The sequence below is a fragment of the Pseudomonas sp. FSL R10-1339 genome, assembly GCF_009600545.1.
GTDB lineage: Bacteria > Pseudomonadota > Gammaproteobacteria > Pseudomonadales > Pseudomonadaceae > Aquipseudomonas > Aquipseudomonas bubulae.
In genome coordinates this window covers 13067-36241 of sequence record NZ_WIVQ01000008.1, presented here as the reverse complement: position 1 = coordinate 36241, position 23175 = coordinate 13067, and the positions used below count along the sequence as shown (strand labels likewise).

Genomic DNA, 23175 nt, shown 5'->3' with positions numbered 1-23175 from the left:
CAGGACTCCACCATGAACGCCTACTATTACCTGGCCATTGCCATTTGCGCCGAAGTCATCGCCACCGTCTCCATGAAAGCGATCAAGGGTTTCAGTACACCGCTGCCGCTGATCCTGGTGATTGCCGGTTACGCCACGGCATTCTGGATGCTGACCCTGGTGGTGCGAACCATTCCCGTGGGCGTGGCTTACGCGGTGTGGGCGGGTATGGGCATTGTGATGGTGAGTGTCGCAGCGCTGTTTATCTACGGGCAAAAACTCGACATCCCGGCCATGCTCGGCATGGGCCTGATTGTGCTGGGGGTGGTGGTGATTCAACTGTTCTCGAAAACAGCGGGGCATTGAATCCAGCAACGAAAACACCACACCTCGTTCCTTCGGCAGCTGCTACGCAGGTTTACAGGCTCAGGCCAGGTTGTGGATCAGGCTGTATACTTGCGGTCTTTGTCTTTAAACGCCGAGGTCGCCCATGCCATCTGTTATTTCCACCGACGTGCTGATTGTCGGCGCTGGGGTTGCCGGCCTTTGGCTCAATGCCCGCCTGCGTCGCCAGGGCTTCTCCACGATTGTGGTCGAGCGTGAAAGCCTGGGGGGCGGGCAGAGTGTGAAATCTCAAGGCATCATTCATGGCGGCGCCAAATATGCGCTGCACGGTGCCCTGACCGGGGCGTCCGAAGCCATCGCCGATATGCCGCGCCGCTGGCGCGAAGCCCTGGCCGGCGACGGCGAACTCGACCTGAGTGGTGTGCGCCTTCTTTCCGAAGCCCATTACCTGTGGTCGCCGGGCACCCTCGCGGGCAACCTCACCAGCTTTTTTGCCAGCAAGGCCGTGCGTGGCCGGGTCGATCAGGTCAAGGGCGACCAGTTGCCCCCGGCCCTGCAAGATCCACGTTTCAAAGGCAAGGTGTATCGCCTGGCGGAGCTGGTAGTCGACGTCCCGAGCCTGATCGAGCGTCTGGCGGAGTTGGCGGGGGATGGCCTGCTGGCCGGGCAGGTGATTGAACCGCTGTTTGACAACGACGAACTGATTGGCCTGCGGGTCGACGGTCTCGAGATTCACGCCCAGCGTATTGTGTTCAGTGCAGGTGGCGGCAATGCCGAGCTGCTGGCCAGTGTCGGCATCAGCGTTCCGGCCCAACAACTGCGCCCGCTGCATATGGTGCTGGTCAAGGGGCCCAGCCTCAAGCCGCTGTACGCCCACTGCCTGGGCGGTGGGCCCAAGCCACGCATTACGGTAACCACTCACCCCGCGGCCAATGGCGAGTGGGTGTGGTATCTGGGCGGTGATATCGCCGAAGCCGATGGCGTGGCTCGCGAACCTGCCGAGCAAATCGCCGTGGCGAAAAAAGAGCTGGGCAACCTGCTGCCCTGGGTTGACCTGAGCCAGGCGCAGTGGGCCACGTTGCGGGTCAACCGTGCCGAGCCTGCGCAGTCGGGGCTGGTACGCCCGGACAACGCTTTTCTCTCGGACCAGGGCCGTCTGCTGGTCGGCTGGCCGACCAAGCTGGCACTGGCACCGGACTTCTCTGACCGGGTGCTGCAAGCGCTGGAGCACGACGGAATCAAACCGGGCAATGCACCGGCCCTCCCTCCGCTGCCACGTCCACCCCTGGGAAAAACCGCGTGGGAGCAACTGTTGCCATGAGCCAGCCAACCCTGCACGACTTCCATCGCCCGCTGGGCAGTACCGGCCTGCTGGTTTCGCCACTGGGGCTGGGCACCGTCAAGCTGGGCCGCGACCAGGGGGTCAAGTACCCCAGCGGCTTCAAGATTCCGGATGATAACGAAGCGCAGATGCTGCTCAAGCTCAGCCGCGATCTGGGCATCAACCTGATCGACACCGCCCCCGCCTATGGCCGCAGTGAAGAACGCCTTGGCCCGCTATTGCGTGGTCAGCGCCAGGACTGGGTGATCGTCAGCAAGGTCGGCGAAGAGTTTGTCGACGGCCAGTCGAGTCATGATTTCAGCGCCGCACATACCCGGCGCTCGGTGGAACGCAGCCTGCAACGTCTTGAAACGGACTTTATCGATCTGGTGCTGGTGCACTCTGACGGCAATGACCTTGCGGTTCTCAATGAGTGCGAGGTCTACGAGACCCTGGCCGAACTCAAACGCGAGGGCAAGATTCGCGGTTTCGGCTTGTCGGGCAAAACCGTTGAAGGAGGGCTCAAGGCCTTGGAAACCGGTGATTGCGCGATGGTCACCTACAACCTCAATGAACAGGCCGAGCGGCCGGTGATCGATTACGCCGCGGCCCACGGCAAGGCCATTCTGGTTAAAAAGGCGCTGGCCAGCGGGCATGTGTGCTTGAGCCCTGGGGTCGATCCGGTGCGCGCCAGCTTCGAACTGGTGTTTGGCCATCACGGGGTTGCCAGTGCTATTGTCGGCACCATCAATCCGCTGCACTTGGCCCATAACGTGGCGACCGTTGCGCAGGTTCTGCGTAAAACCTGAAGCCGCCGACGCGGCCGACCCCGACGCAAGGAGGAGCCGACATGCCGCGCATGCTGATCCGCAAGAACCCCAGCGACTTCAAAACCCTGCCGTTATTTGTCGAAGCCACGCCAGAGGGCTTGAGCTATCAAAGCATCGGCATGCCGTTGAACTTCGCGCAGACCCTGCTAAAGCGCCGCCCGGTCAAGGTTGCCGATAATGAGCGTTTTTCGCTGGAGCTGGCCAACCTTGGCGTATCCGTGCGACTGACCATGAGTTGGCAAGGTCGCGACTACTGGGTGCTGGTACGTCAGCGTCGTCAGGATCGGGGCGATGTGGTGCTCAAGCTGATCTCTGGTTACGTGCCAGCCCACGAGGTCAGCCTGCCCCTGCACACAGCCATCCAGGAGATTGCCGAAGAGTGCCTGCTGGAAACCCCCGAAGGCTGGCTGAGCGGGCGGTTCAATGAAACATGGCTGCCTGCGCCCTACGCCGCCGCGCTGCATTACCGCGAGGCCATGCCCTTTCGCCTGACCCCCCTGTCCGGTGCGACACGGCCTGTAAGCTGTGGCAGCCAGCCCTTGCTGGAGCGGCCACGGACCTACGTGCACTTGCCGACAGCATCGCTGCAACTGATTTACGACCTGCGTCTGGAAGTGCCCAAAGAGGCCAAGTCCCTGAGCCTTTTCCATGTCGAAGAGCGGCTTGAAGGGGATCAACTGGTAGCGCGGCTGGACCGCAAGCGCCCGGATCTGTACCTGATCCCGCTCACGGAAGGCCGGCCCTGCGCCGAGTTATACACCCTGAGCAAAGACCGCCTGCAACCTGCCAGTACCCGTGGCGTGCGGCTGGCCGAGAGCTTTGCACCGCAGGACGGCTGGGTGGTCCATGACGAGCGGATTCGCTGGAAGGATTGGGTTCGGCAACAGGGTTTAACCCCGCCCAAACCCGAGTCACGGCTCAAGCGCCTGACCGGCAAGGCGCGGCAGATTTTCAGGAAGGTGGTGAAAAAGTCTTAGATTCAAATGTGGGAGCGGGCTTGCTCGCGATTCAGACAACTCGGTTTTTCAGTTACACCGAGTCGACCCGATCGCGAGCAAGCCCGCTCCCACAGGGGGTGTGCGGTCGATCACTGACCGCGAATTTTCTCGACAATAGCTGTGGTCGAGCTGTTTTCAACCAGCCCCAACACTTTAACCGTACCGCCATAGGCGGCCACGATATCGGCGCCAACCACCTGATCGATGCCGTAATCACCGCCTTTGACCAGCACGTCAGGCTTGACCTGAGCCAGCAGATTTTCCGGCGTGGCTTCAGGAAAGCTGATCACCCAGTCCACGGCGCCCAGACCGGCCAGTACAGCCATGCGACGGTCCACACTGTTGATCGGGCGACCCGGGCCTTTGAGGCGGCTCACCGATGCATCATCGTTGACTGCAACGATCAAACGATCGCCCTGGGCCCGCGCTTGCTCCAGATAGGTCACATGCCCGGCATGCAAAATATCGAAACAACCATTGGTGAAGACGATTTTTTCGTTGTGCGCCCGCGCATCTTCGATGGCCAGCAACAGCTGATCAAGGCTCAGCACACCACGCTCCGACCCTTCTGAGCGCTGGATCGCCCGGCGCAGCTCCGGCGCGCTGATGGCTGCCGTACCCAGTTTGCCGACCACAATACCCGCCGCCAGATTGGCCAGGGCCACGGCGTGGGGCAGTTCCTCACCGGCAGCAATGGCTGCGGCCAGGGTTGAGATGACGGTATCGCCAGCCCCTGTTACGTCAAACACTTCTCGGGCACGGGCCGGCAGGTGCATGGCGGCAAAGCCCGGACGCAACAGGGTCATACCATGTTCGCCACGGGTCACCAGCAAGGCACCCAGATCCAGATCTGCCATCAGCTTGGCGCCCTTGGCCACCAGGTCGGCCTCGTCGGTGCAACCACCGACGATGGTTTCAAACTCACTGAGATTTGGCGTAATCAGGCTGGCGCCACGGTAGATCGAGAAATCCTTGCCCTTGGGATCGGCCAGCACCGGAATGCCCCTGGCACGTGCGGCCTGGATCAGCACCTGATGGTTTTTCAGGGCACCCTTGCCGTAGTCGGACAGCACCAGCACCTTGATGCCTTCAAGCAGGTTTTCAACTTCAGCACCCAACGCCAGGGCGTCGGTGGCAAACGGTTCTTCGAAATCGATACGCAGCAATTGCTGGTGACGGCTCATGACCCGCAGCTTGACGATGGTCGGCTGGTGCGCAATACGCTGGAACAGTGCTCGAACACCCGCGCCCTTGAGCCGGTTGGCCAGGCTGTCGGCGGCTTCGTCGTCGCCGGTCACCCCCACCAGCGAGGCAGGCGCGCCCAGTGCAGCGATGTTGAGCGCAACGTTGGCAGCGCCGCCCGGGCGGTCTTCGATTTGCTCGACCTTGACCACCGGCACCGGCGCCTCAGGGGAAATCCGTGAGGTCCCGCCATGCCAATAACGGTCGAGCATGACATCGCCTACCACCAAGACAGGGGCTTGATCGAATCGCGGCATGGACAACTTCATGGACAACCCACATACAAAATGAACAGGAGCGCGATATTAACACAGGGTGAACGCAGGTCAGTTCACGGTATTAATCGCAGCGAATGAGAATCAGACATTAGCTACAAGACTCAAGATGAAGATTCCCCGTGGAGGCAGGCCTGCCTCCACAGGTATCAGTATAGGCCTCAGGCGATATCGCCGGAGACCTCAGGCGCATCAAGCCCCATCGAGTGCAAGCGTGCGTAGTAACCGTTTTGCGCCATCAGCTCGGCATGGGTACCGCGCTCGACAATCTGGCCCTGATCCATCACCAGAATCAGATCGGCTTTCTCGATGGTGGTCAGCCGGTGAGCGATCACCAGCGTGGTGCGACCTTTCATGACGTGGTCGAGTGCCGCCTGGATATGGCGCTCGGACTCGGTATCCAGCGCCGAGGTGGCCTCATCCAGGATCAGCAGCGGTGCGTTTTTGAGTAACGCCCGGGCAATTGCCAGACGCTGACGCTGACCGCCGGAAAGCAGCACGCCGTTCTCACCGACCTGGGTGTCCAGGCCTTGTGGCAATTGCTCGATAAAGTCCATCGCGTAAGCATCACGCGCGGCTTTTTCGATGTCGGCACGCGGGGCACCCGCCAGGTCACCGTAGGCAATATTGTTGGCCACGGTATCGCTGAACAGGGTCACATGCTGGGTTACCTGGGCAATATGACGGCGCAGGTTGAGCAGACGGTAATCTTCGATTTCAACACCATCGAGCAGAATTTCGCCCGCTGTGTGGTGATAGAAACGCGGAATCAGGTTCGCCAATGTCGACTTGCCACTGCCGGAACGCCCCACCAATGCCACCATTTGCCCCGGTTCGGCCGAAAAGCTCACGTCCCTGAGCACCTGACGGTCGGTGTCCGGGTAGGTGAAGCTCAGATTGCGCACTTCCAGACGGCCAGTGACGTGGTCGCGCTCAACAGTGCCGGTATCGACCTCCGGTTTCTCATCCAGCTGTTCAAAGATGCTTTCGGCACCCGCTACACCCTTCTGGATCGTCGAGCTGACTTCAGACAGCTGACGAATCGGCTTGGGTAACAGGCCAGCCAGGGTGATGTAGGCGATCATGTCGCCAGGCGACGAGTCACCACGAAGGTAAAGCACCAGGAACATCAGGATGCCCATAGCTACATAGATGACCAGTTGCAGCATCGGGGTATAGATAGCCCCGGTGCGGGTCATGCGCAGTTGCTTGTCGGTGTTGCTCTGGCTCGCCTGCAGGAAGCGCTTGCGCTCATACGCCTCACCGCCAAAGCTGCGCACAACGCGGTAGCCCTGGATGGTTTCCGAGGCAACGTGGGTTACGTCACCCATCGCCACCTGAATCTTCTTGCTTTGCTTGCGGAATTTTTTGCTGGCTGTGCTCACCATGACCGCAATCAGTGGCAAGATCGCGACCATAACCAGCGTCAGGCGCCAGTTCATCCACAGCAACGAGCCAAACAGGAACACGACTGTCATGCCTTCACGGATCACCACCTTGATCGCATCGGTGGCAGCACCGGTGACCATGGTCACGTTGAAGGTAATACGGGAGATCAGATGGCCCGAGTTGTGCTTGTCGAAATAGCAGTTGGGCAAGACCAGCAGGTTGTTGAACAGCTGAACCCGCAAGTCGTGTACCAGGCCCAGGGAGACCTTGGCCAGGAAGTAGTTGCCCAGGAAGGATCCCAGGCCCTGCCATGCGGCGATCAACACAATCAGGATCGGCACGACCTGCAACAGGCGCAGATCACGCAAATAGGGAACGGAAGGAAACAGCACTGCGTCCGGATTGGACAGGCCATCGACGAAATACTTGAGGATGTAACCAAGCATTGGCTGGGTCGAAGCGAAAATAAGAAACCCGACGATACTCAGCAGGAACAGGCCGACATAAGGCCGGACATAGCTGAGCAGGCGCAGATATATCTTCAAGCTCGATTCGCTTGTGCTGGGGCTGGATTCGGTCATATCACGCGGCGGTTAGTAAAAAAGGAAGCTGACTTTATCACAGCTTCTCTGGTGTACTGACTGCCGCTTGTAGCCCGGCCTCGTGGGGCAGTAAAAACGACACTACAGGGCCAGTGCGCTAGTATGGCCGTCCAAAATCTGGAACGAACCTTTCAGCATGCAATTGAGCTACTTAAATTATTCAAAACAACGGGTGTTTGATTTCATTTGCCTATGGCTGCTGCCTGTCGGCCTTTTATTACTTTTATCCGACCTTTATTTTCTGCCTGGACGAAGCCTGCATCACAAACTGTATTACGGGCTGTTCAGCATTCCGACCCTGATTGCCCTTGTCTTGCGGCCCAAAGAACTCCGGGACATCTTGCGTGAACCGTTGATCGCAGGCTTCCTGCTGTTTGCTGCCTGGGCCATGGTCAGCCTGATCTGGAGCAACACCGAGGAGAGCATTCTCGGCCTGTTCAAACCCCCGCTGCACCTGTTCATGCTGTTCGCGGGCGGTACATTGCTGGTCAAATACCGCAGTGACAGCCTGCAGCCGGTCATTTTTGGTGCCGCAGTCATTGCCCTGGTCGCGACCCTGTACAACCTGTACATGTTCTACCCCAACCATGATCCGCAACTGCGGATGATCGGAGCCGGTGCTTTCGACAATCCGCTGCTCAGCTCCCACGCATTCGGGTTCTTTTGCATCTACTGGCTAACCCTGGGCATGACCTGCAAGCGCCCGCCAGCCCTGTTTGTGGCCATTCCCGCCTTTGTCATCATGTTTGCGGCGGTGATCGCCACCGGCTCCCGAACCCCGCTGCTGGCCATCGTCATGACCATGGTCTGGCTCAGCTTTATCTGCTGGAACCGTCGCTCACTGGCCCTGATCAGCATGCTCGCTGCAGGGGGCATTGTGGTGGCCACGCTGTTCTGGGACATGCTAGTCAGCCGCGGCAGCTCGTTCCGCTTTGAACTGTGGCAGATGGCGCTGGATCTGATCGCGCAAAGCCCGTGGGTCGGTCATGGCTATGGCGCGCACTTGTCTCTGACGTTGCCACAATATCCCGACGACCCCCTGAGCGAGCCCCATAATTTTTTCCTCGGGGTACTGTTCTACGTCGGTTTGCTCGGCCTGCTGCCCTGGTTGTTCATGCAGGCCTGGGGCCTGTACAGCAGCTGGCGTCACCGCGTGCAGCCGTTGTTCATCCTGGCCTCCGCCTGGCTGGTATACGGTATCGGTGCCGGCCTGACCGAGGGTGGAGGGATCATCTCGCGCCCCAAGGAACACTGGTATCTGCTGTGGATCCCGCTGGCCCTGATCGCCGCACTGAATATCGGCCTGCGCCTCAAGACCCTGCGCGACAGGCCGGTTCACCGCCTGTCCGATGCCGCCTTCAATACCCTTGCCAGCCATGCCCAGGTGATTGAAGAAGATGGCTTGGGCCCCAAGGTGCTGCGCCTGCAAAACGGCAACTTCCTCAAGTTGTTCCGCGCACGCCGCTGCTATACCTCGGGCAGCTTCAACCCTTATTCGGAACGTTTTGCCGTCAACAGTGAGCGCTTGCAGGCGATGGGCATTCCCGCGCCGAAAATCCTCGACCTGTTTCAGTTGCGCAATGGCAGCACTGCCGTGCTGTACCAACCACTGCCCGGCCAGACCCTGCGCCAGGTCATGCAGTCGATGGGTTCGCCGGCCATGCGCCAGGCCCTGGTCGAGCGCTTCGGCAAGTTCCTGGCGATCCTGCATGACAAGGGCGTTTACTTCCGCTCACTGCACTTGGGCAATGTGTTGTTGATGGACGATGGCGAGTTCGCCCTGATCGATATCGCCGACATGCATCTTTATCCTTCGGCACTGCGCATAGCCCTGCGCCAGCGCAACTTGCGGCATATGCAACGCTACCCCGAAGACCGTCGCTGGCTGTTCGAAGAGCAACTGCCCGAGCTGCTGCAAGGTTATGCCACCCTGGCTCCCGCCCCTGCCGTTACAAGCCTGCGCAACCAGGTTATGGCACTTGCTCAAACCAACGCGCCTTGAGCCTGGACAGCAGTAACCCCTTGTGGGCGGTGCTGGCCTATGGCCTGGCGATCATGACGTCAGCATTGCTGCTGCGGTGGTCGCCGACCATCCAGCGCAATCTGGAGCACTCAGCTCAAGGCCGCTATAGCAGTGTTGATGGCTTGCGCGGCTATTTGGCCTTTGGTGTGTTCATTCACCACACCGCCATTACCTGGGTGTTCCTGCATACCGGGGCATTTGAAATGCCCTCGACCCGGTTCTACGCCCAGATCGGCCTGGCCAGCGTGGCCTTGTTTTTCATGATCACGGCCTTTCTGTTCTGGGGGCGTTTGCTCGAGAAAGGCCGTGAATACGACTGGCTGGCCTTCGCCGTGTCCCGGGTTTTCCGCCTGTACCCGCTATATTTGCCGCTGATGCTGCTGGTGATTGTCAGCGTGTTCTACATCCAGGACTGGACACTCAAGGACACCCCGCTGGAGATTGCCGGCCAGATACTGGCCTGGCTGTTTTTTGATCGCCCGGACATCAATCAATTCCCGCAAACCGGCGGGCTGATTGCCAACGTCACCTGGACCCTGAGCTACGAAGTGTTCTTCTATATGGCGTTGCCGCTGTTCGGGATGGTGTTTCTGTACCGCAGCGACTGGCGACAGACTGCACTGTGCCTGATCGCCATCTATGCGCTGTATCAGGTGGTAGGTTGGGAGCACTCGCTGAAAAAGCACATTCTGATGAGCTTTCTCGGTGGCGTGGCCGCGGCGTACTGGGTACGCACGCCCAGGCTGCTGGCCTGGAGCCGGACGCCCGTTGCAGGGGTCATTGCATTGGTTGTGCTGATGGCCGTGCTGACCCTGTTCCGCAAGAGCTTTGCGTTCTTCCCGCTGCTGTTGCTTACCCTGGCGTTCTCGATCATCGCCTCCGGGCATACGCTGTTTGGCGCATTGGCCAAGCGCAGCATTCGCTGGATGGGTGAAATCAGCTACAGCACCTACCTGTTACACGGCTTCCTGATCTGGCTGATGTTGCAACGCCTGCCACTGGGGCTGCCACTGGATACCAGAGAGCCGCTGGTGTTCCTGCTGCTGGCGGCCCTGAGCAGCTGCCTGCTGATTGTGCTCAGCAGCCTGAGCTTCCTCTACATCGAGAAGCCGGGCATGGCCGCAGGCAAAAGGGTTGTGCGCCGACTGCGCCGGCGTACCCGGACAACCTCACAGGTCGAGCCGGAATAACCCCTCGCACGCCGTCAGTCTTTTTCCAGGGGTGAGAAATACAGCCGCCCCAGCCCACGCCAGGTTTTGCCCGTCCAGCGCTTGAACGGAATCTGCGCCAACAGCTCGCGAGCCAGGGCACGATTGCGGTTGGCCGTTTTCAGGAACATGGAATTGAGGAACTTGTAGCGCACCTCGTCGTACAGCGGGTGATCGCTGAACTGGGCATAAATGCGCAGAATGCTGTCGATCATGAACCGGTGGTTCTTGTACGAGTTGGTCGCGTGCTTGCGATAGCGCGCCATCACCACGTTCAGGCCGTCGATAAAGTACCCTGCATGGGTAATCTTCAGCTCGATATACAAGTCTTCCAGGCGAATGCTCGGGTCAAACCCCCCCACCTTGTCCAGTGCTTCACGGCGGATCATCAGGGTCGGCGCAGGCGGATACGGTTTGCGCTCCAGGAACATGTCATCGAAGTCCAGGCGCCGGAACGGTACATCACGGCGCTGGCGTTTTTCCGGGAACAGGTTGCCATTGGCATCGATCAACTCGATATTGCCCGCGCAAATACCTACTTCCGGCTTGCCATCCATGTAGGCAACCTGCACCGCGATACGATCCGGCATCATGATGTCATCGGAACCGAAGGGCACGATCAGGCTGCCCTTGGCCCGAGCAATCGCACCATTGAGGGTATTGGTCAGGCCTTGGTTCTGTTGCACTCGAAAGTCGAAACCATGTACCGCCTGTAAACGCTGGATACGCTCCACGCTGTCATCAGGCGAGCCGTCATCGATCACCAGCAATTCGATATTGGGATAAGTCTGATCCAGAACGCTCTGGATGCTTTGTTCTATGTAGGGCCCGTGGTTGTAGGAGGCGATGATCACCGTCACCAGGGGTTGCGAGTCAGTCATGGGTGTTCCTTACGGGCCTGGCGCAGGCCCGAGTCGATCAGGTCCAGATACTCCTGGCGGAATACCTCAATGTCGTGGTTTTGCTGCAAGTAGCGGAACGCCTGCTCGCCCTTGGCTCGCAAAGCGTCGTCCGACAGGGCCAGGTACTCGTCCAGCGCTGCGGTGAGCGTTGCCACGTCGCTGGGCTTCACCGCCAGGCCGCCCGCCCCTTCAATCAGCGGCAGCATGGCCGGTACATTGCTGGCGATCACCGGCAAGTGCCCACTCATGCCTTCGAGCAGCGCCAGCCCCAGGCCTTCGGCCAGTGAAGGCATGGTCCAGATATCAAAAGCACGCACGTACTGCAGGGCGTTCTCCTGGAAGCCCAACAAATGCGCACGACCATCGAGCCCCAGTTGCCCGATCTGCTCGCGCAAACGCGACTCCTCGCGGCCGGCACCAATAATGGCCAATTGCGCGTTCGGGTATTTGTCTTTCAATGCCGCGAAGGCTTGCAGCAAAAAGCGATGGCCCTTGATAGGCACCAGACGCCCCAGCGCGCCGATCATCCGCGCATCCTGATCGAGGCCGAGCTTTTCACGCGCCTGCTGGCGTGGCAGCTGCAGGGCTTCGGCCTGCTCGATATCGATGGCGTTGGTGATCGCGTAAGTATTGGCGTCGGTGAAACCGCACTGGCAGTCCAGCAGGTACTGTTTGACCGCAGGCGACACGCCGACAAAGCGCCAGTGCTTGTCGATCAGGCGCTTGGCCTGGCTGCGCCGGTAAAAACGGTCGTACTCGCCAAACCCGTGGGAAATACCCACGCACAGCGGGATTTTCAGCCAGCGGTTGAGCTGCAGCATCATGTTCACCGGCTTGAAGCGGTTGCAGATCACCACATCAAACTGCTCTTTGCGGCAGAACTTGTACAACGCCCACATGGCGCGCAACCGCATGCCCTTGAGCGACTTGTCGCTGAACTCGAAATACACCGAGTGGTCGGCCTTGCTCACTGGCTCGCCCGGCCCCGGGCGCCCACGCAAAAAGGCCGCCGTGATCTCGTAATGCTCACGGGGCAATGCGCGTACGATCTGCTCGGCGAGGTCGGCAAAGTCATGGGACTTGACGTTGTAGTCGGGCTGCAATTGCAAAACCTTGGAACGCTTCATAACTCTCCCCGGTGAAATCCGGTGGCATCAATAACCCAGGCAGGCTCTGCCGCCAGACGCTGGATTGCAACTGGATCGGGAGCAGGCAGCTTGGCCCACTCGTTACGCTTCCAGCACACGAAGTGAAAGTAAGGAAAGGTGTGATCGCCGTCACGATCGTTTTTCAATATGCCGTTTTTCCAGAACCACTTGCCCGGGAAATTTTCCGTGCCGTCATGCCACTTAATGCAGCCGCCGGAGGTACTGAAGGCCTCGGTAAACTCACTGGTGCGACGCAGCGGGTTGAACTTGCCCACCAGCTCGAACAGCGGTTTGGGCAGGTTCTTGCGCCACAGGAAGATCCGGCTGAAGGCACCTTCATCCAGCGCATGATGCTGATTGTCAGTAAAGCGCTGCTGCCAGTCCTTTATCCGCATGAACAGCTCGCGCTTGCATGACGTATTGCGCATCAGGCACAAATGCCCCGCGACCCGGCGTTCGTGGGTTGAAAACAGGTCATAGCGGGCCAGCCGCTCGGCGGTGAAATAACTGCGCAGGTCTCCGTACACCAGATCAATATCGCCGAAGGCCCAGAAATCATAGCCCTGCAGACGATCTTCGTGGATATAGCCCAACGCCGGCTTGATATCGCACAGTTTATAAGCCTCTTTGGGTGCGAAATTGATCTTCAGGCGCTCAGAAACCTTACGGCAATAGTCGGTAAAGCTGATCGATTCAACGGTCACATTGGCCGGCAGATTTTCAGGTACCCCACAGTCGCTGAAAAATAGCCAGTTAATATCGGGATTGTGCCGACAGCTTTCTAGGAAAAACGGCATCCAGAACGGCCAGCGGCCGAAGTACGGGATCACAAATAAAATACGCGGTGATGGTTTTATCACAGGGAACTCAATGTAAAGGTCGAGATTAGGGTCAATGCTATGACCGCTTTTTATATGTGCTTATTATTTTAGTTGCCAAAACAGCTCATGACGCCTGACGGCCTTGCGGAAAAACTCATTCTCGCCATAAGGCGATGGCTTTCTGCCTGCCAGGAGTTGCTGTATCGATCGTCTAATCCTGCGCTTGAGCGCAGCCCGTGGCTGCAGGTCATGCATCATCCCCAGCGCCATGGCCTTGTCGCGTTGCTGTGCAAGGCTCAACGGCAGGCTGCAAGGGCGCAGGCTGAGCGTGGCATCGAACACCGGCGGCAAGGCAATGCCGTCACCGCTGTTACCCATCGGCCAGCGATCGTTGTCATGCAGGTGGTTGGCGTAGCCGAGCACCGTGGTCGGCTGCCACTCCAGGCCTTCAAGGGCCTCGATGACAGCGTCATGGGCACAGATATGGTCCGGGTGCGGGTCGATTGACGGGTGCGGAAGCACGATCACTTCAGGGCGCGCGCGCAGAATCAATGCACGCAAGTCGGCCAGCAGGTTATGCCAGGTCGGCGCGCCGTCCTGATCGGCGGGCAACGGGAACGGGTTGAATTGGCGGAATACGCGAATGTCGCTCAAATCGGCCTCGCGCGAGGCCATCGGCTGATCGGGAGCGCCCTGCATGGCGGGCAATTGCAGGCAAAAATAACCCAATTGCGCGCAATGGGCTTCAGGCACCCCGGCCCAGCGCGGTACGACCATGCTGTCCCAGGCGCGCAAACGGCCCTTGAGGCGGGCGGCCTCTGCCCGTGGCAGGCCCATTTGCTGATAATGCCCGGCTTCGATTTCGCCAGCGGTCAGGGTCACGATCCAGGCTTCTTTGGCCTGGCTGTACAGGCCAAACGCGGCCAGCTCTGCATCATCGGCGTGGGGCGCAACAACCATGATCCGCTGCTGGCGATAAGCGGGTTGACGGAAAATCCGCAGTTCAGGTTGGCCCAAAACGCGGCAGTAGCGCCCGCGCACACGCAACTGCCCCGCGACCAGCGCCTGCGCACAACCACTCACGTTCAGGTAGCGCTGGCCATTCACGCCACGCTCGAAAGTTTGCCGGTCCGCCGACTCGCCACCCGACAGTTGCACATACGGGTCAACAAAGCGTCCCAGCCAGCCACTTTTAACCTTGACCTCCAGGATCAGGGTTTCATCTCCCGCCAGTTGCAGCGGCTGCTCCGCTACCAGCTTGTCGCCCTCAAGGCGCACCGCCGGCTGCTCGCTGCCGGCCGGGAAGCTGTACTGGTAATCGTCCTTGGGCGAATAGAACAGATGATCGGCAAACCATGCTTCATGGGCCACCCAGCCCAGCACCGCCAACACCGGTGGCAACCACCAGGCCAGCAACACGCCACTGGCAATCAGCACCAGCAGGCCGATCAGCAGGCCAATACGCTTGTTGCGCCGATGACGCTTGAGAAGTTGCTGTTTGCGCGAGGCGGGTTGGCTCATGGCTAGGCTCTTGTGATTGATCTCCCGTGGGAGCGAACCTGTTCGCGATGCAGGCACTGCGGGATGTTAAAAAACGCAGTGATACCATCGCGAGCAAGTCCGCACCTACAAGATTTGTGTTTCAGACTTTGAACACGGGCACCGGGTTGCACCAACGCTCTTTGTATTCACGGTCGGCGCGGCCGAACGAGAAGCGCAAAGGCTTGTTGAGACTGCGGGCCTGCTCCCAGGCAGATTGGGTATTGAGAAAACTCAACACGCTGCCAGGGCTGAATTCACGGGTCTGAGGGTCAACACCGCCATTGACGTACTCGACACTGATCCACTCGGGCGATTCAGCGCGGTACACCAATTGAATCGCTATCGGCGCATCGTTGAGGAAAATCACCGAGCCGATCAACAGCTCGCGCAACAGCTCGATGACCTCGGCCATCCGCTCGGCCCCTGTGGCAACAAAGCCCCAGCGGCGCAAAAACAGATCGCAGTATATGCTCGCCAATTCAGCACTGGAAAACTCCGATACCGGGCGCACTACGCCGCCCGCCTCTTCCAGCAGGCGCAGTTCGCGGCGCTGGTTGTAGCGGAATTTTTTCGACAGTTCTTCCGGCGTGCGAGCCATCGCCAACTGCTCGGCTTGCGGCAGCAGATTGCTGAAACGGCCCTCATTGAGCTGCGACAGGTAGCGTGCTCGATGACGCAAAGGCGCCGCTGCATCCGCAGCTGCGGGCAGGATCAGCTCGGCGTTACCCAGATCGAACAGGCCTTTTTTGCCATGACGCTTGAGCACATCCTTGGACAAGGCCAGGTCGCGCCCCCAAGTAGGGATCGCCGCCTTCAGCTTGCCGTCCTGCTCCCAGGCAAGATAACGCACAGGAATACCGGCCAACTGCGCCAGACGTTCAACGACCATCGGGTGGGTAGCGACGCTGCCGCCAAAACGCTGCCAGGCATCGGCATAAGTGCCGGAATCCACAACGCTCCAGCCGCGCTCACGCCAGCCTTGAAATCGATTGAGCATCAGGACTCCGCAATCAGGTCGGTGACTTGCGCCAAGTGCCAGAAGGTATTGCGCACCGCCCGATCACTAAAGCGTTCATGCAAACGCTCAAGCATCAGTTCGGCGCAGGCCATGCGCTGCTCATCATCGAGTTGAGCCAGGTGCTGCAGGCCCTGGGCCAGATGCTCGGCATCGCCCAGCGGGAACAAAATCCCCACGCCCTCGACCACTTCTTTGGCACCGCCACAGGCCGTTGCCAGCAACGGCACACCGGCAGCCATAGCCTCAAGCAGCACCATGCCAAACGGTTCGTGATCAGAGCTCAACGCAAACACGTCAAAGGCCCTGAAATAGCGGCGTGCATCAGGCACCTGGCCCAAAAACAGCACCTGATCGCCGATCCCCAGCTCATTGCTCAGCTCTTTGAGATCCTCCTCCAGACGCCCCTTGCCCATAATGACCAGTTGGCTGTCAGTTGGCAGATTGGGCAACGCCAGGGCAAAACCGCGAATCAGCGTGGCCTGGTCCTTGTCCGGATGCAGGCGACCGACGTTGCCGACAATAAAGCCATCGTCCGACAGCCCCAACGCTTCGCGCGCCGGGGTGCCAGACAATTGCCCGGCCTGGACCGCATCGATGTCGATACGGTTATAGAGCGTGTTGATACGCCCTGCTGGCCACTTGGGCAGGCACTTGCGCATGTCGTCACGCACCGCGTCGGAAACACCGAGCAGGCTCAGGCGCTTGCGAAACAGGTGGGCAAACAGTTTGCGGCTGCGACGCTGATAATCGCCAAACGCATGATGCACGCCGATCACCGGCAAGCCGGTGGCCAACAAGGCGATATAAATCGGCTTGAAGCGGTGGGCGATGCAAAAACTGAAATTGCGCGAGGCTGCGATCTTGCGCAGCCTGGCGATGGCACCCAGCTTCAGGCCACGAATGGCCCTGGAGCTGAATTCCATAAAGATCACTTCATCAGACGCACAGCCTGCTGCCACTTCAGGGTCGGTTGCCCCGGTCAGGAAGACCGTGGTGACCTTGTACCCGGTACCGGCAAACAGGCTCGCGTACTGGCGCGCACAGTCCAGGAACGGCCCGTCATAGCCGTGGCAGAACTGCAGCACATGACGCTCAGTCGAGCGATTCATAAGTCTCGGCGCCGTCTTTAACCACCAGGATGTCTTCCATGATCAGGTACTGCAGATCGGAACCGAAGAACATGTTCAGCGCGTCAGTCGGCGAGCAAACCATAGGTTCGCCACGACGGTTAAGCGAAGTGTTCAGCGAAACGCCGTTACCGGTCAGCACTTCCAGCGCCTTCATCATGTCGTAATAACGCGGGTTGTATTCGCGCTTGAGCACCTGGGCGCGGGAAGTACCATCTTCATGGACAACCTCCGGCACGCGGGTCTTCCACTCTTCAGCCACTTCGAAAGTGAAGGTCATGAAGGGTGCCGGGTGATCGACCTTGATCATCTGCGGGCCTACGGTATCGAGCATCGACGGGCAGAAAGGCCTCCAGCGCTCGCGGAACTTGATCTGTTCGTTGATGCGGTCTGCCACGCCTTCGCTGCTCGGGCAACCGATGATCGAGCGACCGCCCAATGCACGCGGACCGAACTCCATGCGCCCCTGGAACCACGCTACCGGGTTGCCATCGACCATGATCTTGGCGATGCGCTCCGGGGTGTTTTCGATGCGGCGGTAGGCAGGTTTGCCAGGGTGACGGGCACAGGCCGCGATCACGTCTTCGTTGCTGTACGCAGGGCCGAGGTAGACGTGTTCCATCTTCTCGACCGGCACGCCGCGAGCGTGGGATACATACGCCGCTGCACCGACTGCGGTACCGGCATCACCGGACGCAGGCTGTACGAACAGTTCTTTGACTTCCGGGCGAGCAATGATTTTCTGGTTCAGCTTCACGTTCAACGCGCAGCCGCCCGCAAAGGCAATCTTGCCGGTTTCCTTGAGGATGTCGCCCAGGTAGTAGTCGATCATCTGCAGCGACAGTTTTTCAAACAGCGCCTGCATGCTGGCCGCGTAGTGGATGTACGGCTCGTCGGCGATATCGCCTTCGCGCTTGGGCCCCAGCCACTCGATCAGTTTTGGCGAGAAGTAGAAGCCCTTTCCGTTCTCTTTGTAGCGACGCAGACCGATCACGTTGGCGTATTCGGTGTTGATCACCAGTTCGCCGTTTTCGAACGAGGCCAGACGCGAGAAGTCGTACTTGCTGGCGTCGCCGTACGGCGCCATGCCCATGACCTTGAATTCGCCATCGAGCATCTCGAAACCGAGGAACTCGGTGATTGCACCGTACAGGCCACCCAGGGAGTCCGGGTCGAAGAACTCCTTGATCTTGGTGATCTTGCCGTTTTCGCCGTAGCCGAAGAAGGTCGTGGCGTACTCGCCCTTGCCATCGATGCCCAGGATCGCGGTTTTCTCTTTGAAACCCGAGCAGTGGTAGGCGCTGGATGCGTGAGCCAGGTGGTGCTCGACCGGTTCGATCTTGATTTTCTTCGGGTCGAAGCCCAGTTGCTCAAGACAGAACACGATCTTGTTGCGGTAGCGCTTGTAGCGCCGGTTGCCCATCAGGATCGCGTCAAGGGCGCGGTCCGGGGCGTACCAGTAGCGCTTGGCGTAGTGCCAGCGAGCCTTGCCGAACAAGCTGATCGGAGCGAACGGGATCGCCACCACGTCAACGTCGGAAGGTTTGATACCCGCTTGTTCAAGACAGAATTTTGCGGACTCGTAGGGCATGCGGTTCTTTGCATGCTTATCGCGTACGAAGCGCTCTTCTTCAGCCGCCGCTACCAGCTTGCCGTCGATATAGAGGGCTGCGGAGGGATCATGGCTAAGGGCGCCGGACAGGCCAAGAATCGTCAATGCCACTGGATTAGCCTCTTTTGAATGCAGGCAGGCGGCGGGCGCCTGAAAAAATGATGCGTTCCTCGCAGTTCGAGAAACAGCTAAAGAGCGGGATTATAGCGTAAAGACGCCCGCAGTGACCCTGCACGATTTGCCACGCCCTATTGCGCGCCCTCATCTGCAAAAAAATCGCCGGGCCACATATATGTAGAGCTAACACCCGAACGTTTTGGGATTTCCTGTGGATACACCGACGTACGCGTCAATAGACAGGAACGACCCCATGCCCAGTGCACTCGCTAACCTCAAAGACGCAGAGCGCGAACTGCTCGTGCTGCGCAATGCCTTGCCCAACCTTGATCTGTCGCTGGATCACTGCCTGCGGGTATTTTTTCCGCGGTTGCCCGCTGACACCTGCACCGACTTTCTTTTCATCAATGAAGAGATCGCAGCCCAGCCTGGCCAAAACCCCACTATCACCAGCCAGTCGGTGACTGCCCTGATAGACCAGTGCTACCTGACCGGCCAGATCCCGACCTTCGTACAGGGTGCCACCCGCGTCTACAACTACGCCTATACCCTTGACGAGGAGGATCGAACGGCCGGGGTATCCGCCCCTGAACTCGAAAAATACCTTGAGTTTGTCGTCCGCTCCCCGCAGTTGTGTGTGAGGGATGCCCTTAACGACTTCTGGCGCACACCCCACAAGGACCTCAATGGGCAAGCGCCCAAAGACTGGCTGTCGCAATTTGCCCACAGGCTGATCCGCGCAGAAGCCTCCGTGCGCCACGAGGACAGCACCTTCAGCCCCACCGCCCTGGACATGATCAATCAGGTACTCCCTGATGCCAGCCCATCTCCCGCGCCAAAAACGCCCGGCCCCTACGGCTTTTACACGCTGGCACTCAGCAGTCGTCTCATGCAAAGGACTGCAGTGCTGCACGGCGCCTTCGTGATTACCACGAAACACCTGCCCCTGATCTCAGCCAGCGTGCAGGACAAGCGCACTGCCCTGGATCCCACCCCGCGGCCTTCAGTGCTTTACCTGCCGAACACTGGCCTGGAAGTGTTCGATTCACTCGCCGCCCTCAGTCAGGAACTGACGACCCGGCTCAACGATCCTTACCAGCGTGAAACACTGCTCACGTGTGTACTCACCGAAGATCGGGAGCGCGCCCTGGCCCATGAGCAAATCGACTACAGCCCGGTTGCAGATAGCGCCATAGCCACCGTCTTCAGCGATCAATTGATCAACAAACAAAAAAGCGACATGCACCATGCCTGGTCGGTGGCACGCAATCTCAAGCAAGACACATCCCTCGATCAGCTATCCGACTGCGTCGACCAATCCCTGGCTGCAAGCCTGCCCCTCAATCCCGCCAACATACTGCGCGGGCGCTATACCCGATTGCTGGAAAGCCAATTGCCCGACTGGTTGAAGACTGCTTCAGACAGCCAAAAAACCCAGTGGCGGCTGGCCGTTGAGCGCCTGAATCACGAGCGCCTGGCGGCAGAATCCGATGACGCCCAACCCCTCAGCGAAATCGGCCGCAAACATACACTGCTGGGTTATGCCCGCCTTCAGTTACAGCAACAGATCAAAAAAGACCACGGCATAGACGTCGACCCGGACGAAATCTTCATCTCGACCACTGAAGCCCTGCGCACCGGCCCTTTGATCAACCCTGTCAGTGGTTCCGGGTTTCCTGCAGGCATGAGCCTGGGCAGAACCGGGCCGATCATCAGTTACCACACCACACGCCGTAGCCTGAGTGAGCTGGCGCTGTCCAATGTCGGTATCTGGGACGTCACTTTCGCCCTCACTGCACAAGTCAAGGATGGAGCGGGCCAGAAACATGCCGTGCTGACCAGCAGCTATCTGAAAACGCTGGTGCGCCAGCTGGATATTGGCGAGCGCTACAAAAAAAATCTCAAGGAGCTGCTGGTCAACTCCAGCCAGGCCCAATGGCGCAAGGAGCGCTATGTCGCTTTTAAGCAGGCACAACTGAACCTGGACTTGCTTGAAGCCACGCTGGCGGGTGCGCTGACCACCCAACAGGTGTCATGGGTCAGGGCTGCGCTTGAGCAGCCCGTAGAGAACAACCGTGCACAAATCAACGGTGAGCAGGTCAAAGTCCATCTGCTGATGTTGCGCTATAAACCACTACCGGGTTTGCTGGTGTTCAGCGCCACCGGCTCCGGGCAACTGCTGTGCTACACCCCCGGCGGGCCTGAGAGCCGCTGGTTCCTGGTTGCCAACTCACGCAACGAGCTGGGCCAGATCCTGTCACGGCCTATTTGGCGAGCCTATGTGATGCGCCACGTGACACCGGCGCAACAGCCGTATATCAAGCCGCTGTTGGAGCGGGGACTGAGCGAGGCCAATCTGCAACTGCAGGGCATCAGCCATGACCTGTTCGAAGCGTCCTACGACACCGAGGCCTTGCACGCCATCCGCGATGCTGACGAGCAGTCGACTTCTACCTGGGAAAGCAACGTAAACACTGCCAAAGAGGCCGTACTGACGGCAATCGACATCCTGTCTTTCGCATTGCCCACCCGAGTGCTGCTGCCCATCGTACTGGCGCGGTTTATCGCTCAGATCATCAGAGGCCTTGATGCCCTGCAGCGCGACGAAAAACACGAAGCTCTGCTGCACTTTATGGAGTCCATCACCTACCTGACTGACGGCGCCTCGGACTTTACCGGCTCAGCCGTATTCGGCAATTCGATACGTCAACGCGCAAAACAGCCCGTACCCTCGTTGAGTCCCGCTGCTGCCAGCCATTATCCCGGTGCCAGGCTCAGGCTGCGCACGGGGGATGAATACGGTGCAGGTGTGTATGAAGCGCCCACTGCCAATGGTCAGACCGCCTGCTACACCAAAAACACAAACGGCAGGTTCTATCGCAGCCAGTACGACAACCTGGACAACACCTGGCGCGCACTGGATGAGCGCAAACCCAACGCACCGTACAGCATCCCCTTGCGCGAACTCTCGGCCGGGCAATGGGATGTCGATCCAACAACCCCTTTGCTCAAACAAAAGCCCGGCATTGAAAGGGTAATCGACAACGCGCGCGTCAGAGGCGTCGATCTCAGCCGCTACACCCCTGACGAGCAGGGCATCTATCGCATAGACAACATGCGATATATCAAGCAGGACAGCGACGTGTTCGAAGTCTACAGCGGCTGGCTGGGCCGCAACTGGTACTTGCAACCGCAATCGAGTTCAAGCGCTGGCGCAAGCGCCAGCTTCAAGGTCCGGCGCACCGCAGGCCGCTGGCAAATCAAGCACAGGCTGGCGGACAACAGCAAACGCTGGGTGCCTCTGACCGGGAATCTCACCGAGTTGACTGGCGATGTACCCCACCTCAAATACAGTGACTACGACATGCCCGCCGAGTACCAGGAAGCACTTCGGGACATCACCGAGAACCATCGTTCAGTACTCGATGGCATCACTGATTTTATGGATTTTGCGTCCGAGCGCAGCCTTGCCCACCGGGCATTCAAGGAGCTGCGGATCAAGTTGCTCGCGGATGCCAAGGCCTACTTCCTGACAAAACCTGCAAAACCCCGGGCCACCCGCCCGCAATTACCTGGCAACGTGCAGGAACAAGCGTTGATCAACCACCTGTTCGAGCAGTCAGATGGCATCGTGTGGGGTGAAACCCACTCTCACCAATCGAGTAAAAAGATCCTGATCGACAACATGGCCGAGTTTGCCAGGCACGACGTAAAGGTCCTCTACATGGAGCACCTGCAAAGCGACCTGCACCAAAGCCTTCTGGATGACTACTTCCAAAGCGGAAAAATGCCCCTCAGGTTGAACAAATACCTTGAGGATCAGGATTTTGGTCATCAGATCAACCCCTCCAGCCGCCATACCTTCAGCCAACTGGTGCGCGAGGCCAGACGGCATGGCATCAGGGTTATCGCGGTTGACTGCTCGGCCAGTTACTACCCGAAAAGCACACCGAGCGAAACGCCCTGGCTAAACCGTTATGAAATGTTCAGCTACTTTGCCTCCCGTACGATTCGCGCTCATCAGGCCCAAAACCCAGGAGGCAAATGGATAGCCCTGACGGGCAACTCACATGCCAACACCTTTGAGGGCATACCGGGGCTGGCCGAACTTGAAGGGGCGATATCCGTGCGAGTATCGGATTCAGCCCCGGGCACCAGCCGCGGCTTGCGTCAGGACATCGGTGAAATCATCCCCGCGGATAACAAACATGCTAACTACCGCTTTTTGAAAAACGATTACTGGCTGCAAATCGACATTCCAGGCACAAAGCCCCATTTACCAGCCCTCTCCCCATCGCAAACCAATAACAGGCTACCGGCTCCGGGGTTCTTCCGCCTGGACAGCGCATCCCCTCAAGGCGCCCAGTTGATACATCGCTCAAATAACCACGAAATTGTGCATACCCCTTTGAGAACCGACGCCAATGGTCAGATTTTTATCGAACGTGAAAGCTGGCCAACCATCCACCAAAAACGCTACGACACCCTCAAAGACCTGATCCATGGCTTACAAGACATCAACATGACCCAAGTGCAATAACCCCGCGCCCGACGCTCATCACGTTCAAGACAGGGACGGCTCAGCGCGTCCTTGTCACTTGTTTTGCTGGATATCCGCACCTCAGCCGCTAAACTGCGCGCCCTCTGCTAGCCTCCCCCCGTCGCCCTGGACGGGT

16 protein-coding genes are annotated in these 23175 nt (G+C 59.1%); 7 read left to right on the top strand and 9 right to left on the bottom strand.

What is annotated here, in order from left to right; genetic code table 11:
- Window positions 1–12 precede the first annotated feature (12 nt).
- The 4 genes from GHO03_RS04610 to GHO03_RS04595 all read left to right on the top strand — a co-directional run bounded on the left by GHO03_RS04610 (window position 13) and on the right by GHO03_RS04595 (window position 3452).
- Window positions 13–345 (top strand): multidrug efflux SMR transporter, encoded by a 333-nt coding sequence (locus tag GHO03_RS04610; protein WP_095000929.1) that lies wholly within the window; start codon window positions 13–15, stop codon window positions 343–345.
- Window positions 346–469: 124 nt separating this feature from the next.
- Window positions 470–1645, top strand: coding sequence for an FAD-binding oxidoreductase (locus tag GHO03_RS04605; RefSeq protein WP_095017691.1), 1176 nt, complete (start codon window positions 470–472; stop codon window positions 1643–1645).
- On the top strand, window positions 1642–2454 hold the full coding sequence (locus GHO03_RS04600) for an aldo/keto reductase (RefSeq protein ID WP_095017692.1): 813 nt from the start codon (window positions 1642–1644) through the stop codon (window positions 2452–2454). Before GHO03_RS04605 ends, GHO03_RS04600 begins: the two co-directional genes overlap by 4 nt.
- A gap of 41 nt (window positions 2455–2495) precedes the next feature.
- Complete coding sequence (locus GHO03_RS04595) at window positions 2496–3452, top strand: metal ABC transporter ATPase (protein ID WP_095000926.1); 957 nt, start codon at window positions 2496–2498, stop codon at window positions 3450–3452.
- A gap of 110 nt (window positions 3453–3562) precedes the next feature.
- Here GHO03_RS04595 and hldE read toward each other — a convergent pair whose 3' ends face one another.
- Together hldE and msbA are read right to left on the bottom strand one after the other, a co-directional pair.
- Entirely contained in the window at window positions 3563–4984 is a 1422-nt protein-coding gene (hldE, locus tag GHO03_RS04590) for a bifunctional D-glycero-beta-D-manno-heptose-7-phosphate kinase/D-glycero-beta-D-manno-heptose 1-phosphate adenylyltransferase HldE (RefSeq protein WP_095000925.1), read from the bottom strand.
- A 167-nt stretch (window positions 4985–5151) separates the two neighbouring features.
- The gene (gene msbA, locus GHO03_RS04585; protein WP_133144744.1) at window positions 5152–6960 is read right to left on the bottom strand and encodes a lipid A export permease/ATP-binding protein MsbA; all 1809 of its coding nucleotides are present in this window, start codon (window positions 6958–6960) and stop codon (window positions 5152–5154) included.
- Window positions 6961–7117: 157 nt separating this feature from the next.
- On the opposite strand from msbA, the gene GHO03_RS04580 reads away from it, so the two are divergent.
- Complete coding sequence (locus tag GHO03_RS04580; RefSeq protein WP_153399282.1) at window positions 7118–8983, top strand: bifunctional O-antigen ligase/aminoglycoside phosphotransferase family protein; 1866 nt, start codon at window positions 7118–7120, stop codon at window positions 8981–8983.
- A 2-nt stretch (window positions 8984–8985) separates the two neighbouring features.
- A complete protein-coding gene (locus GHO03_RS04575) occupies window positions 8986–10194 on the top strand; it encodes an acyltransferase (RefSeq protein ID WP_232527670.1) in 1209 nt (402 codons plus the stop codon).
- A 14-nt stretch (window positions 10195–10208) separates the two neighbouring features.
- Here GHO03_RS04575 and GHO03_RS04570 read toward each other — a convergent pair whose 3' ends face one another.
- The 7 genes from GHO03_RS04570 to GHO03_RS04540 form a co-directional block, all read right to left on the bottom strand.
- Window positions 10209–11093, bottom strand: a complete 885-nt coding sequence (locus GHO03_RS04570; protein ID WP_095017695.1) for a glycosyltransferase — start codon at window positions 11091–11093, stop codon at window positions 10209–10211.
- Window positions 11090–12241, bottom strand: coding sequence for a glycosyltransferase family 4 protein (locus GHO03_RS04565; protein WP_095020184.1), 1152 nt, complete (start codon window positions 12239–12241; stop codon window positions 11090–11092). The genes GHO03_RS04570 and GHO03_RS04565 overlap by 4 nt, the downstream gene beginning before the upstream one ends.
- Window positions 12238–13122, bottom strand: coding sequence for a DUF6625 family protein (locus GHO03_RS04560; protein WP_205125792.1), 885 nt, complete (start codon window positions 13120–13122; stop codon window positions 12238–12240). Before GHO03_RS04560 ends, GHO03_RS04565 begins: the two co-directional genes overlap by 4 nt.
- Window positions 13123–13185: 63 nt before the next feature.
- Window positions 13186–14604, bottom strand: a complete 1419-nt coding sequence (locus tag GHO03_RS04555; protein WP_153399280.1) for a PIG-L deacetylase family protein — start codon at window positions 14602–14604, stop codon at window positions 13186–13188.
- Between the two features lie 121 nt (window positions 14605–14725).
- A complete protein-coding gene (locus GHO03_RS04550) occupies window positions 14726–15622 on the bottom strand; it encodes an antimicrobial resistance protein Mig-14 (RefSeq protein ID WP_133144746.1) in 897 nt (298 codons plus the stop codon).
- Window positions 15622–16752 (bottom strand): glycosyltransferase, encoded by a 1131-nt coding sequence (locus GHO03_RS04545; protein ID WP_133144747.1) that lies wholly within the window; start codon window positions 16750–16752, stop codon window positions 15622–15624. The genes GHO03_RS04550 and GHO03_RS04545 overlap by 1 nt, the downstream gene beginning before the upstream one ends.
- Window positions 16736–18493 (bottom strand): carbamoyltransferase, encoded by a 1758-nt coding sequence (locus tag GHO03_RS04540; protein ID WP_095000915.1) that lies wholly within the window; start codon window positions 18491–18493, stop codon window positions 16736–16738. Before GHO03_RS04540 ends, GHO03_RS04545 begins: the two co-directional genes overlap by 17 nt.
- A gap of 259 nt (window positions 18494–18752) precedes the next feature.
- Between GHO03_RS04540 and GHO03_RS04535 the strand changes: the two genes are divergently transcribed.
- Window positions 18753–23039 (top strand): membrane-targeted effector domain-containing toxin, encoded by a 4287-nt coding sequence (locus GHO03_RS04535; RefSeq protein ID WP_133144748.1) that lies wholly within the window; start codon window positions 18753–18755, stop codon window positions 23037–23039.
- Window positions 23040–23175: the final 136 nt, after the last annotated feature.